General features: G+C 70.7%; 13 protein-coding genes. 10 read left to right on the forward strand and 3 right to left on the reverse strand.

Annotated features, from left to right (window positions below):
- The first annotated feature begins 55 nt into the window (after positions 1-55).
- Entirely contained in the window at positions 56-934 is an 879-nt protein-coding gene (locus DFJ64_RS04545; protein WP_115849313.1) for an alpha/beta hydrolase, read from the forward strand.
- Between the two features lie 69 nt (positions 935-1,003).
- On the opposite strand, the gene DFJ64_RS04550 is transcribed toward DFJ64_RS04545, so the two are convergent.
- Together DFJ64_RS04550 and DFJ64_RS04555 are read right to left on the reverse strand one after the other, a co-directional pair.
- On the reverse strand, positions 1,004-1,576 hold the full coding sequence (locus DFJ64_RS04550) for a histidine phosphatase family protein (RefSeq protein ID WP_115849314.1): 573 nt from the start codon (positions 1,574-1,576) through the stop codon (positions 1,004-1,006).
- A 6-nt stretch (positions 1,577-1,582) separates the two neighbouring features.
- Complete coding sequence (locus tag DFJ64_RS04555) at positions 1,583-2,071, reverse strand: YflT domain-containing protein (RefSeq protein WP_115849315.1); 489 nt, start codon at positions 2,069-2,071, stop codon at positions 1,583-1,585.
- 410 nt (positions 2,072-2,481) lie between these two features.
- On the opposite strand from DFJ64_RS04555, the gene DFJ64_RS04560 reads away from it, so the two are divergent.
- The 9 genes from DFJ64_RS04560 to DFJ64_RS04600 all read left to right on the forward strand — a co-directional run bounded on the left by DFJ64_RS04560 (position 2,482) and on the right by DFJ64_RS04600 (position 13,228).
- Positions 2,482-3,627: a magnesium and cobalt transport protein CorA gene (locus DFJ64_RS04560; RefSeq protein ID WP_115849316.1), complete on the forward strand. Its 1,146-nt coding sequence runs from the start codon at positions 2,482-2,484 to the stop codon at positions 3,625-3,627.
- Positions 3,628-4,087: 460 nt separating this feature from the next.
- The gene (locus tag DFJ64_RS04565) at positions 4,088-4,879 is read left to right on the forward strand and encodes a PadR family transcriptional regulator (protein ID WP_245940943.1); all 792 of its coding nucleotides are present in this window, start codon (positions 4,088-4,090) and stop codon (positions 4,877-4,879) included.
- Positions 4,880-5,071: 192 nt separating this feature from the next.
- Positions 5,072-6,085, forward strand: coding sequence for an ATP-binding cassette domain-containing protein (locus tag DFJ64_RS04570; RefSeq protein WP_115849317.1), 1,014 nt, complete (start codon positions 5,072-5,074; stop codon positions 6,083-6,085).
- The gene (locus tag DFJ64_RS04575) at positions 6,082-6,858 is read left to right on the forward strand and encodes an ABC transporter permease (protein WP_115849318.1); all 777 of its coding nucleotides are present in this window, start codon (positions 6,082-6,084) and stop codon (positions 6,856-6,858) included. The genes DFJ64_RS04570 and DFJ64_RS04575 overlap by 4 nt, the downstream gene beginning before the upstream one ends.
- A 215-nt stretch (positions 6,859-7,073) precedes the next feature.
- On the forward strand, positions 7,074-9,053 hold the full coding sequence (locus tag DFJ64_RS04580) for a S9 family peptidase (RefSeq protein WP_115849319.1): 1,980 nt from the start codon (positions 7,074-7,076) through the stop codon (positions 9,051-9,053).
- A 187-nt stretch (positions 9,054-9,240) separates the two neighbouring features.
- Positions 9,241-9,867 carry a hypothetical protein gene (locus DFJ64_RS04585; protein WP_115851819.1) on the forward strand — a complete coding sequence of 209 codons (627 nt, stop codon included), beginning with the start codon at positions 9,241-9,243 and terminating at the stop codon, positions 9,865-9,867.
- A gap of 207 nt (positions 9,868-10,074) precedes the next feature.
- A complete protein-coding gene (locus tag DFJ64_RS04590) occupies positions 10,075-11,337 on the forward strand; it encodes a magnesium transporter MgtE N-terminal domain-containing protein (RefSeq protein ID WP_115849320.1) in 1,263 nt (420 codons plus the stop codon).
- A gap of 46 nt (positions 11,338-11,383) precedes the next feature.
- On the forward strand, positions 11,384-11,950 hold the full coding sequence (locus DFJ64_RS04595) for a DUF1003 domain-containing protein (RefSeq protein ID WP_115851820.1): 567 nt from the start codon (positions 11,384-11,386) through the stop codon (positions 11,948-11,950).
- A gap of 96 nt (positions 11,951-12,046) precedes the next feature.
- Positions 12,047-13,228, forward strand: coding sequence for an Mrp/NBP35 family ATP-binding protein (locus tag DFJ64_RS04600; RefSeq protein WP_115849321.1), 1,182 nt, complete (start codon positions 12,047-12,049; stop codon positions 13,226-13,228).
- 9 nt (positions 13,229-13,237) lie between these two features.
- On the opposite strand, the gene DFJ64_RS04605 is transcribed toward DFJ64_RS04600, so the two are convergent.
- Positions 13,238-13,717, reverse strand: a complete 480-nt coding sequence (locus DFJ64_RS04605; protein WP_115851821.1) for a sec-independent translocase — start codon at positions 13,715-13,717, stop codon at positions 13,238-13,240.
- Positions 13,718-13,811: the final 94 nt, after the last annotated feature.

A 13,811-nucleotide genomic window follows, 5' to 3' on the forward strand; every position in this document is an offset into this window, starting at 1 on the left:
GCTGCGCTCGCGGCGTACTTGATCGCCGGCGGTGTTCCCGGCCACGATTGCCCGCATGCCGCCTAGTCGCCGATCGCTGCTCGCCGGTGGTGCTGGATTCCTCGCCGCTGGAGCCGCCGGAGTCGGGTTCATCGAGGCCGGTTTGCTACCCGGTCGAGTTCACCTCCACGCCGCTCTCGGCCTCACCGGCCCGGACGGCGTGGTCCCGTCGGTGACTCCCGGCGCCCGGGTGACGAAGTCCTTCCGGTCGCGGGCGCGTCGCGGTCAGCGGGTCACCTGGTCCGCGTCCTACCCGCCCGACGTGCCCACGACCGCGCGCCTTCCGGTCGTGCTCGCTCTGCACGGCCGAGGCGGTGACCACCGGTCGGCCTTCACCGACTTGGGGATCGACCGGTTCGTGGCAGCCGCGGTCGCGGAGTGGCCCACGCCGTACGTCGTCGTCTCCGTCGATGGCGGATCGCTGAGCTTCTGGCACCGTCGCCGCGACGGTGACGACCCCCAGGCCATGATCGTCGACGAGCTGCTCCCCCGCTTGGCCGAGCGCGGTCTGCGCACCGACCGCATCGGGCTGCTCGGGTGGTCCATGGGCGGATACGGCGTCCTCCTGTTCGCCGAGCGGCACCCGGACCGGGTCGCCGCGGCGGCCGCGATGAGCCCGGCACTCTGGCGGGACTACGACGACGTCTGGCCGGGCGCGTTCGACGACGTCACCGATTTCCGCGCCCACGACGTGTACGCGCGTCAAGCCGCGCTGCGCGACATCCCGCTCCGCATCGATTGCGGGCGCGACGATCCCTTCGCGCCGGCGGCCCGGGCGTTCATTGCCGGGCTCGACCGGCGACCCGCGGGCGGCTTCCAGCGCGGCGCGCACACGTTGGGCTACTGGCGGAGGATGCTGCCCGCCCAGCTGGCGTTCCTGGCCTGGAATCTGTGAGCGACGTTGGCGCGGGCGAACGTCATCCGAACCGTCTGCCTCGCGTGGGCAGCCGGGAACCGACGCCGGTCACGTGTTCCACCGGACGACCGCCGGGGCCTCGCGCTCCCAGCCGAGGACCGACACCGTGGCCACGTCGAGCACCAGGTGAGCGCCGACCTCCGGCGGTAGGCCGACCCAGCGGGCCGCCAGGACCCGCAGAAAGTGGCCGTGCGCAAAGAGCAGGGCACGCTCGCGCACGTCACGTCGGATCCGTTCGATCAGCCGGTCGGCGCGCTGGGCCACGTCGGCAATCGTCTCCCCGCCCGGCACGGGATGAGTCCACACCGACCAGCCCGCGATCTCCCGGCGGATCTCCGCGGTCGTGCGCCCCTCGTAGGCGCCGTACCGCCACTCGTGCGCGTCGGGCTCGATCCTCACCCGGTCACCGAAGCCGGCCAACCGGGCGGTGTCGAGCGCCCGGCGCAACGGGCTGGCAAGGACCAGGTCGAAGCTCGTGCTCGCCAGCCGTTCGCCCACCGCTCGCGCGGCGCGTTCGCCCTCCTCGGTCAGCGGCAGGTCGGTGACGCTGGTGAGCTGCCGCGACCGACTCCACGCGGTCTCCCCGTGCCGGACGATCCACAGCTGTGCAGACGTCGGCACGTGTCCTCACAGCTTGCCGGTATGGAGCGCGAACCGCGCGAGCAGGTTGCGGGCCTCCTCCGCGTGCGCCGGTTCGCAGAGGATCTCGTAGCTGCCGGCCACGACCTGGGTTCTGGACGTGAAGTCGCGCTGGCCACCGGTCGCCCGGTACGCCAGCCACCCGAAGATCGCGCCGAACACCGCGCCGATCACCACACCGGCGACGATCAACGCGATCGCGCTCGCGCCGGTCGCGGCGAACAGGCTTATCAGCACACCGACGAACAGGCCCCACCACGCGCCACCACCGGCCCCGATCGCGACGGCCCGACCCTGCGTGAGCCGCCCCGTGACACGTTCGACCAGCCGCAAGTCGCTGCCGACGATCGTGACGTTCTCGACCGCGAACTTGTGGTCGGACAGGTAGTCAACCGCCTGTTGCGCCTCGGCGTAGGTGGGATACGAGCCGATTCGTATGCCCGAGGGCGGCTCTGGCAGCGGCAGTGACATGGACATCCGGGACCCCTTCCGGTTCGTGAGACTCCCCGAGAGGACACATCCGTCCAAGCGGTGTGACCACCACGGGCCCTCCTTCGAGGATGCCCCAGGCACCGTGCTCGGCGCTGCTAAACTGACGCGCGGGTCGTCTTGCCCGGCTTGCCTCGTGGTGTCCACCGAACGTCTTCCGGGCAGGCCCGTCTGTCTGTCTCATCTCGCCCCGTGGGGCCCGGCACGAAGGAGGTGGACCGGGTGAAATCTGCCCATTCTGGCAGTACCCGCGCCCTCCGACGCCGACGGTCCCGCGGTCGCTGAAGCACGCGATCTCGCTCGCCGGCTCGCACCGGTCGGCCTCGGAGGGCGTCCGCCCCGTTCGATCCGGTCCAGTGGACAGTTCCGTTCCGAGACCTTGGAGGAGGTGCGCACTCATGGCCGCGCGGAGCACTCCGATCAGCCCGAGCCGCAACGCCGTTCTCGCCAAGGGTCGTGCGCGCGCGATGATGCGCGCACTCCGCCGTCGCTCGGAACTCTCCGACCGCCACGGGTTGGTCGAATCGAGGACGCCGCACGACGAGCTCGAGTCCGCGGTCGTCGACTGGGCCCTCTACCGCGACGGCAAGCGCCGCGACGACGTGACCTCCTACGCCGAGGCCGTTCGTGAGGCGCGGGAAGGCGGCGGCTTCGTGTGGATCGGGCTCTTCGAGCCCACGCAGCATCAGCTCGCTGGGATCGCCGAGCAGTTCGGCCTGCACCCGCTCGCGGTCGAGGACGCCGTGACCACGCACCAGCGGCCCAAGCTGGAGCGCTACGACGACTCGCTGTTCGCGGTGTTCAAGACGGTGCGGTACCGGCCGGAGCCCGACCCGACGAGCACGAACGAGGTCGTCGAGACCGGCGACGTCATGGTGTTCGTCGGGCGGGAGTTCGTGGTGACCGTCCGGCACGGCGACCACAACGAGCTGCACCAGGTTCGCCGTCAGCTCCAGGACAACCCAGACCAGCTGGCGCACGGTCCCTCCGCGGTCCTCCACGCGGTCGCCGACCGGGTCGTCGACCACTATCTCGCCGCGGTGGACCGGCTCCAGGAGGACATCGAGGAGCTCGAGATCTCCGTGTTCTCCGCCCGCGGCGCCCGTGACGTCGGACGCGTCTACCAGCTCAAGCGGCAGGTGCTGGAGCTGAAGCGGGCTGTCGCACCCCTCGCTGGCCCACTTCGCCAGCTCGCCGAACGTCCCATCCGGCTGATCGCACCGGAGATCCGCGAGTACTTCCGCGACGTCGAGGACCACCTGACCCGGGTCCGCGAGCAGGTCGCGGCGTTCGACGAGCTGCTCACCTCGATCCTCCAGGCGAGCCTCGCGCAGCTCACGGTCGCCGAGAACGAGGACATGCGCAAGATCTCCGCGTGGGTGGCGATCATGGCGGTCCCGACGATGATCGCCGGGATCTATGGCATGAACTTCTCGTACATGCCGGAGACCGAGTCGCGGTTCGGCTACCCGGCGGTGCTCTCGGTCATCCTTGTCACGTGCTTCGCCTTGCACCGGTCGTTCAAGCGCAACGGCTGGCTCTGAGGCGCGTGTCCGTTCGCTGATCTCACCACCGCTCTGATCTCGCCAACTCTCTGATCTCGCCGACCCCTGGACTCGTCGGCCTCTGGACTCGTCGGCCGGCTGTGCTGTGCGGGCGAGCAGGCCCGCACAGCACCCGCCCTGGGGCGTGCCCGGACTTGGACACGCCCCAGGGCGGTCTGAGAGCACCACACGAACGTCGCCCTGACCACCCCTTGGGTTGGGACCCCGCCCCAGGCGATGCGAGAAGTGGCCGCCTCGGCACGGCGTGGGGTCGTCGACCCCACCGAGCCGCGCCCGCGACGGCCCTTCGGCCCCGGCTGCGCGACGTCACACTCGTCACTTGACAACGAGTGATCAATTCCTAATACTCGAAGTCGAATATTACTCACGAGATATTCTGTGGCGGTGTCCCAGCAGGCGGGGCATGAGCAGGCCCGGCGCCGGGAGGAGGACGAGCGCGATGAGCCGACGGAAGGTCTCCAACCCTCTGGCGTTGGTCGTCCTCGGCCTCCTGCTGGAGAAGCCGATGCACCCCTACGAGATGTCGCGCACGCTTCGGGAGCGCCACAAGGAAGGCAGCATCAAGCTCAACTACGGCTCCCTCTACTCCGTGGTCGACAAGCTCGTCGCCCACGGGTTCATCGAGCCGCAGGAGACGGTGCGCGAGGGCCGCCGTCCCGAGCGCACCATCTACCGGGCGACGGCGGCCGGCCGAGCCGAGTTCGAGGACTGGCTGTCGGAGCTGCTGATGACGCCGGTCAAGGAGTACACCCAGTTCGAGGCTGGGCTCTCGCTCCTCCCCGGCCTTCCCCCGGATGAAGTGGTCGCGCTGCTCGAACGCCGCTGCGAGCAACTCGAACGCACCCTCGCCAGCTTCGACGCGACGCACGCCAACATCAACCTCCCACGTTTGCTCTGGATCGAGTGGGACTACGTGCGCGCCCACCTCGAGACCGACCTGCGCTGGACCCGTCAGCTGGTGCAGGAGATCCGGGAGGGGTCACTCGAAGGCATCGAGCTGTGGCGCTCGTTCCACGAGCACGGGACGTCCATCGACGACGAGCTCGACCGCTCTGTCGACGGCGACAAGGCTGCCGGCACCCGGAAGGCCGGCGACACGGGGACGGCGGACGACGCCAGGGGCCCCGGCCACACCGACGAAGCTCGCAGCGTCGGCTCCCACGACGAGAGCGGGGCTGGTGAGACGTCGCGGTCCTCGACCACGGGAGCGAGGTTGAGGCGCGTGCGGTAACCGGCCAGCGACACGTACACACGAACGCGCCCCGGCCCATGGTGCGGCAACACCTCGAGCCGGGGCTCCATCCCGGATCGCTTCACCCGCGACCGAGCTCGCGACCCGGATCCGCGTCCTCACCATAGCGCGAGGTCGTGCGGGCGAAGTGGCCATGTCCCATGTCCGAATCGGCGCACGGAAAGGACGTTCATGTCGCGCACGACAAGCGCCACGGTGCCGAGCGGGCCGTCCAGGTCGACGGCGCCCGCCATCGAGGCACGTAAGCTCACCAAGACCTACGGCGAGGTCAAGGCCCTCGACGGGGTGAGCTTCACCGCGCAGGCGGGGACGATCTTCGCGCTGCTCGGCCCCAACGGCGCGGGCAAGTCGACCACCTTCAAGATCCTCACCACACTGACCAGGCCGGACTCGGGCACGGCCACGGTGGCCGGACTCGACGTCGTCCGACAGGCCGACCAGGTCCGGACGACGATCGGCTGCGTCGCGCAGAAGCCACAGTTCGACCCGGACGCGACCGGACGGGAGAACCTCCACCTCCAAGGCCGCCTCTACGGGGTCTCCCGCGCCGAGACCCGCGCTCGCGCGCAGGAACTGCTCGACCGGTTCGGGCTGACGAAGGCGGCCGACCGGGTCGCTCGGACCTACTCGGGCGGCATGCAACGCAAACTTGACGTCGCCCTCGGCCTCATGCACCGACCGCGAGTGCTGTTCCTGGACGAACCGACCACCGGCCTCGACCCCGAGGCGCGGGCCGAGATGTGGAAGGAGATCACGCACCTGGTCGCCGACGAAGGGCTGACCATCCTCCTCACCACCCACTACCTGGACGAGGCCGACCAGCTGGCCAGCCAGGTGGCGATCGTGGACCGGGGTCGTGTCGTCGCGCAGGGCAGCCCCGAGGCGTTGAAGAGCCAGCTGCGCGGTGACGCCATCCACATCGAACTGACCCATCCACCGCTCAACGGCGAGATCCACAGGGCGCTGGACCGCCTGGGCACCGTCCGCGAGGTCACCGTCGACGCCACCACGGTCCGGGCGCGCGTCGACGATGGCGCGCGGGCCGTCCCCGCAGTGCTCGCCGCGTTGGAGTCCGTCGGCGTCGGCGTCGCGTCGGTCACCGTGTCGCGGCCATCCCTCGACGACGTGTACCTGCGGTACGCCGGACGCGCGTTCGCCCAGGCTGACACGGAGGTGACCGCATGAGTGCCGTCCTCGTCCAGGCGGGCAACCTGACCCTGCGCGAGCTGCGCGCACTCGCCCGCCAGCCCTTCTACGTCGCCGTCTCGCTGGTCCAGCCGCTGATCTGGCTGCTGCTGTTCGGGCAGCTGTTCACGAGCGTGGCAGAACTGCCGGGTTTCGGCGGCGCCTCCTACATCACGTTCCTGACACCCGGGGTCGTCGCGATGACGGCGCTGTTCACCAGCGGCTGGAGCGGCATGGGCTTCATCGACGACATGGACCGTGGCGTGATGAACCGGCTCCTCGTCTCGCCGGCTCGCCGTGGCGCCATCGTCGTCGGCAAGCTGGCACATCTCGCGGTCACTCTCACCATCCAAGCCCTCATCGTGATCGGGGTGGGGCTCGTCGCCGGCGCGCGGTACCCCGGCGGCGCGCCTGGAGTCCTCGTGACGGTGCTCGTCACCGTCCTGCTCGCCGTCGGGTTCGGGTCGTTCTCCAACGCGGTCGCGCTCATGGTGCGCAGCCGCGAGAGCCTCATCGGCATCGCGCAGTTCCTCACCCTGCCGTTGTCGTTCCTCTCGACGGCGATCATGGCGGAGGAGGCGGCACCGGGCTGGATCCGCACCGTCGCTCGCGTCAACCCGGTCAACTGGGCGGTGTCGGCGAGCCGTGACGCCTTGTCGGCTGACCCGGACTGGGCGGCGGTGCTGACGAACTGCGGACTCCTCCTCGTGCTCGCGATTGTCTTGGCGTTCCTCGCCACCCGAGCGTTCCGGGCGTACCAGCGCTCGGTGTAGGAGGAGTCATGGGTCGGCAGGCCTCGACGCAAGAACGACTTGCGGCGTGCCGGCAAGGCGGGCACGCGCTCGGTCGAGGCGCCTGCGCGGCTCGACGGGGCGTGGGACGACCACCCGGTTGTTCCACGCCCCGTCGCCGTCTCGACGTGCAATCAAGCTCACCATGATCGAAAACCGTTTGGCCGACGGCCGAACCACGCGCCTAGGCTCGACCCATGAGTTCGCAGACTGTCGCCCCGTACGGTGAGTGGGTCTCCCCCATCACCGCCTCGATGCTGACCTCCGCCGTTCGCCCGCTCAGCTTCCCCACCTTCGTCGGTGACGAGATCTGGTGGGTGGAGGGACGTCCGCAGGAGGCGGGTCGCAGCACCGTCATGGCCCGACGCGCTGACAGCAGCGTCGTCGAGCTGCTGCCCGCGCCCTGGAACGTCCGCACTCGCGTGCACGAGTACGGAGGCCGGGCCTTCCTCGGCGTGCCGACACCGAGCGGACCCGCCCTCGTCTTCGCCCACTTCGACGACCAGCGGCTCTACCGGCTCGATCCGGGCGCGAGCGAGCCCGTGCCGCTGACCCCCGTGCCGACGATCCCGAGCGGCCTACGGTACGCCGACCTCGTCCTCGCGCCCGACGGGGCGACCATCGTCTGCGTCCGTGAGCGCCACACCGACAGCGACCTCGACCGGCACCTGGTGGCCGTGCCCCTGGACGGCAGCGCCGCAGAGGACGCGAGCGCGGTCCGTGAGATCGTGGGCGGCTCGCGGTTCCTCGCCTATCCGCGCGTCTCCCCCGACGGACGCCGGGTGGCGTGGCTGGCCTGGGACCACCCGCGCATGCCCTGGGACGGCACCGAGCTGCGCGTCGGGACCCTCGAGGACGGGCGCGTCGCCTCCTGGACCACGGTCCTCGGCGGTCCGGCGGAGTCCGTGTTCCAGCCCGAGTGGGCGGACGCGGAGACCCTGTACGCGGTCTCCGACGCGACCGGCTGGTGGAACCCCTACCGCGTGCCCGCGTCCGGAGGTCAGCCGGAGTTGCTGTACCAGGCGGAGGAGGAGTTCGGCTTTCCGCTGTGGATGCTGGGCCTCACCTCCTACGGCCTCCTTCCCGACGGCGCCCTGCTGTGCGTTCACGGCACGGGCACGCAGCGACTCGGTCGGCTCGATCCCCGCACGGGGGAGCTAGCCGACCTGGACCTGCCATATGACGTGTTCGGCTACACCGTCGAGGCGTCCGGCCACCGGGCGGTGGCGGTGGTCGGCGGCCCCACGGTTCCCAACCAGGTCGTGGTGGTCGACACCCGCTCCGGTGAGGCGGAGGTGATCCGCACGTCGATCGACCCCTCGGCGCTCCCGGACGAGGCCTACCTGCCGCGGCCGGAGTCGACCGCGCTGCGCGGCCCGGACGGCAGGGAGATCCACGTCCACATCTACCCGCCGACCAACCCCGACTACGTCGCGCCGGCGGACGAGCGGCCGCCGTACGTGGTGCACGTGCACGGCGGCCCCACCGCCAACTCCCCCGCGGCGCTCGATCTGTCCAAGGCCTACCTCACCAGCCGCGGGATCGGGGTCCTCGACGTCAACTACGGCGGTTCCACCGGCTACGGGCGTGCCTACCGGGAACGCCTGCGCGGTCAGTGGGGCATCGTCGACGTCGAGGACGCCGCAGCGGCGGCGCAGGCCCTGGTGGCTCGTGGGGACGCGGACCCCGCGCGGCTCGCGATCGAGGGCGGCAGCGCGGGCGGCTGGACGACCCTGTGCGCGGTCACCCGAACCGACGTGTTCGCGGCGGGAGTCTCCTTGTTCGGGGTGAGCGACCTGCGACTGCTGGCCGCCACCACGCACGACTTCGAGTCGCGCTACCTCGACGGCCTGGTCGGTGGCGACGTCACCACCCCCGAGTACGCCGCCATCGCCGACGAGCGGTCACCGCTCACCCACGCCGACAAGACCCGGTGTCCGGTCCTGCTCCTGCAGGGCGGGAAGGACCCGGTCGTACCGCTCGAGCAGGCGGAGAAGTTCCGCGACGCCTTGGCCCGGGCGGGGGTGCCGCACGCGCTCGTCGTCTTCGAGAACGAGATGCACGGGTTCCGCTCCGCGGAGGCGATCATCGCCGCGACCGAGGCCGAGCTGGCGTTCTACGGGCAGGTCATGGGCTTTCGCCCACCGGGGGTGGAGCCGATCGAGCTGACGAGCTGAGCCTCGTCCACGCTCACCTCGCGCGTAGGCCAGACGATCGGCCTTGCCGGGCCGGACAACGCCTCGACCGTGGTGGTGTCCGGCCCGGCATGGCGCCCTCAGCGTCGCGGGCCCAGCGCGGCGGCAGCTCACGTCGGAGACGACGGCCGAGCTGACACCGAGACCGGTGATGTGGGACGCTCCCACCATGGCCGGTGTGACGCCAGACGCGACGGCTGACGAGGTGACCACCGTGGGCTCCGACGTGGGTCGGGCGCTGGTCGAGGAGGCGGCTCGCCGCTCATCCGTGCTGTGGGTGCGACCGGACGGCGCCGACCGCGCCCGTCCCGCCTGGCACGTCTGGCACGACGGCGCGGCCTACCTCGTCGTGGCGCGCCAGACCGAGGCGCGCCCAGCCCCACGGGTGGCAGCCGAGGCCGCGTCGGAGGACGGTGCGTCGGAGCAGCTCGTGCCCGGCCTGGCTCAGGCCCGCGCCGCCACCGTGATCTGCCGAGCCAAGGACAGCCGCGCGCGCCTGGTCACCTGGCGGGCGTCCGTCACGGTCGTGGCACCCGACACCCCCGAGTGGCAGCAGGCGGTGGAGGTCCTGCGCGGCGAGAGGCTCAACGCCACGAACGCGACCGACCTGCCGACCCGCTGGTCCACCAGCGCGGACGTCATCCGCCTCACCCCGACCGGGGAGATCCTCGAGGAGCCCGGACGAATGCCGACCGACGACGGCGCCGCACCACCTCCACCCACCCCGGCCACGACAGTGCGCGGGGCCCCCTGGGTGGTCCACCGCAGACCACGCCACCGACCGCGCCTGTCCTGATCCCTGTCCTGATCGGCCACACATCGGACCGGCTCCCGCGGCCGCGCGCGAACTAACCCCTCAGGACGGGACGACCGGGACGAAGAGGGGCGGCCAGCCGGAGCAGAGGTCGAGGGTCGCTCTGGGCCTCGAGGTCCTTCCCCGAGCCGCGGCTCCGCGGCTGGCGCGAGGCGTTAGCCTGACCATGGCGACGAGAGGGGCGCAGGAGTGGGCGGAACCCCAGACAGAGTTTTCGTCGCGCGGTTGGCGGGCACAGCCGTCTTCGATCCTCGTGGCGACCAGGTAGGAAAGGTCCGCGACGTCGTCGTGATGCTCCGACCGCGCGGCCTCGTTCCGCGCGTCCTCGGGCTGGTCGTGGAGGTTCCCGGACGCCGTCGCATCTTCCTCCCCATGACGCGCGTCCTCAGCATGGCCGCCGGCCAAGTGATCACCACCGGGCTCGTCAACCTTCGGCGCTTCCAGCAACGCCCCACGGAGACACTCGCCCTCGGTGAGCTGCTCGACCGCACGGTGACCCTCCAGGAGACCAACGAGGAGGTCACGGTGGTCGATCTCGGCATGGAGCCGACCCGGGCTCGCGACTGGCTGATCACGAAGGTGGCGGTGCTCAAGCCCGGAAAGAAGCGGTTCCGGCGCCGGGGTGAGCTCCTCGTGGTCGACACCGACCAGGTCACCGGCCTCAGCCTGGTGGAGAAGAACCAGGGCGCCGTCCACCTGCTCGCCACCCTCGAGAGCATGCACGCCGCCGACCTGGCGAGCGTCCTGCACGACCTGCCGCCCAAGCGGCGGGCCGAGGTCGCCGCCGCCCTCGCCGACGATCGGCTCGCGGACGTGCTGGAGGAGCTGCCCGAGGAGGACCAAGTCCAGATCCTCAGCGTCCTCGACATGGAGCGGGCCGCCGACATCGTCGGGGAGATGTCCCCGGATGACGCCGCGGACCTGGTCGCCGAGCTTCCCCGCGAGACCGCCGACTACCTCCTCACCCTCATGGAACCGAAGGAAGCCGACGACGTGCGCCGGCTCCTGACCTACGAGGAGCGAACAGCCGGAGGTCTCATGACCACGAGCGCCGTCGTGCTACCACCCGACGCGACCGTCGCGGACGCGCTCGCCCAGATCCGCAACCCCGACCTGACACCCGCCCTCGCCGCCATGGTGTACGTGTGCCGGCAGCCGCTCGAGCCGCCCACCGGCCGGCTGCTCGGCATCGCTCACTTCCAGCGTCTGCTTCGTGAGCCGCCGTCCGCTCTGGTCTCGGGCGTGGTGGACACCGACCTCGAACCCCTCCGGCCCGACGCCCCGCTGGAGGAGGTGACCAGCTACCTCGCGACGTACAACCTCGTCGCGGCACCTGTGGTCGACTCCACTGGCCGGCTGCTCGGTGTCATCACCGTGGACGACGTCCTCGACCACCTGTTGCCGGAGAACTGGCGGGAGCGGTTCGCGGAGGTGTCGCGTGCACGAGCCTGACAGCCGGCCGAACACCGACGCCGCCCGCCGTCGACGGCGGGAGCTCATCCTCCCGACCCGGGAACGCGACCGTCTCGACATCCCACGTGTGCCACGGCGTTCGCTCCGGCCCCGATACGAGCCCGACCTCCTCGGCCGCTTCGCGGAGAGCTTCGCGAAGTTCATGGGGACCGGCAAGTTCATCGCCTACATGACGGTGTTCGTCCTCCTCTGGGTCGCGATCAACCTGGTCGGCGCCTTCGGCCTTCGATGGGACCCGTACCCGTTCATCCTGTTGAACCTGTTCTTCTCCGTTCAGGCGTCCTACGCCGCGCCGCTGATCCTCCTGGCGCAGAACCGTCAGGAAGCACGCGACCGGGTGCAGTACGAGCAGGACCGCGACATGACCGCGCGCACCCGAGCCGACATGGAGTTCCTCGCCCGTGAGATGGCGTCGTTGCGCACCGCCCTGGGTGAGTCCGCCACGCGCGACTTCGTGCGGTCGGAGCTGCGCGCGCTCCTCCACGAGCTGGACGCTCGGCTCGGACCACCCCGCGAGCAGTCCGACGAGAACCGACGCCGCGCGGAAGCCGACCCGCCGACCTCGGCGGCAAGGCGCGGTGATCGACGCTAGGCGGCGCTGGCGCGCTCCGCGTCGCGGCCGCCGCCTCCCGTTCACTGCCTGGTCTCCGGTCCCGGCGCGCCGAGTAGCGCGCCGTAGCATCGGGGTATGCAGAAGGTGCCCACCAAGGAGCAGGTCCTCGCCGCGTTGAACGGCGTCCTCGACCCGGAGATCCGCCGACCCATCACCGACCTGGGCATGGTCGAGTCGGTCGAGGTGCGCCCCGACGGCACCGTCCTCGTCACCGTGCTCCTGACCGTGGCCGGCTGTCCGATGCGCGACACCCTCACCAAGGAGGTCACGCGGGCGCTGTCGCCGCTGCCGGGCGTCACCGACGTGCGGGTCACCCTCGGCGTGATGTCCGACGAGCAGCGGCGCGATCTCCAGAATCGGCTGCGGGGTGCGGCGCCTGCGAAGCAGAACCCGTTCACCAGGCCGGACTCCCTCACCCGGATCTACGCGATCGCCTCCGGCAAGGGCGGTGTCGGCAAGTCCTCGGTGACGGTCAACCTCGCGGTCGCGATGGCCCGGCACGGGCTGAAGGTCGGCCTGCTGGACGCCGACGTCTACGGTCACTCGGTGCCGGCCATGCTCGGCATCGCGGACCAGCGTCCGACCCAGGTCGAGAACATGATCATGCCGGTGCCGGCCTATGACGTGAAGGTCATGAGCATCGGCATGCTCAAGCCGGGCCGGCAGCACGTCGTGGCCTGGCGTGGGCCGATGCTCCATCGCGCCTTGACCCAGATGCTGACCGACGTCTTCTGGGGCGACCTCGACGTTCTTCTGCTGGACCTGCCCCCCGGCACCGGCGACATGGCCATCTCGGTGGGCCAGCAGCTCTCCAACGCCGAGGTGGTGGTGGTGACGACGCCTCAGGAGGCAGCCGCCGAGGTGGCTGAGCGAGCCGGCACCATCGCGTCGATGCTGCGTCAGAAGGTCGTGGGCGTGGTGGAGAACATGTCGTGGCTGCCGTGCCCGCACTGCGGGCCGAGCCACCGGATCGACGTGTTCGGCAGCGGCGGGGGTAGCCGAGTCGCCGCCACGCTGACCCAACGATTCGGGTACGAGGTCCCCCTCCTAGGCGAAGTGCCACTCGACCCCCGCCTGCGAGCGGGTGGTGACAGCGGGGTCCCGGTCGTCCTCGACGATCCGGACTCGGCGGCCGCGGAGACGCTCACACTGCTGGCCAAGCAGCTCGCCGAACGGCGGCCCAGCCTGGTCGGGCGCTCGCTGACCATCACGCCGACCCGCCACCCCACCAGCGACACCGCCGCCAGCGGACGCTGAGCTGGAAGGTCAGGTCGCCTCGGTGTCGAACGGGGGCGTGGGCGGGTCTGCCGACGTGTCGTCGGTCGCCGTGGCGGTCGCCGTGCCATTCGTCGACGCAGCTGTCGCGTCGGCGCTGTTCGACGCGACGTCGCCACCGCTCGAGGTGCCGCTGCCGTTGGCCCGCACCGACGTCTTCTTCGGCGGGCTGTCGAGCCTGAGGTCGTCTCGGAGATCGAGGTCGCGGTCGAACCGCAGGTCTTCCTCGTCGAGCACGTCGAGCACGTGCTTGCGGACGAACGTGCGCGGGTTGAGGTCGCGGATGTCGAGGTCTTCGAACTCAGGACCCAGCTCGCGACTCAGCTCCCGCCGGGCATTGGCGGCCATGGAGCGCAGCTGACGGAGGCCACGGGCGGCCTGCCGGGCCATGTCGGGCAGCCGGTCGGGCCCGAAGATGAACAGTGCGGCGATCGCCAGCACGACGAACTCCAGGGCACCGATGTCGAACACGCGCCCAGCGTAGCCTTCCCGCGGCCAAACGGCGTCGCAGAGGAGGGCCAAGGTCCCTCGTCGGCCAGCGCCGGACAGTTCTCCGGGTCGAGCA

This window comes from Thermasporomyces composti (assembly GCF_003386795.1).
Lineage (GTDB): Bacteria > Actinomycetota > Actinomycetes > Propionibacteriales > Actinopolymorphaceae > Thermasporomyces > Thermasporomyces composti.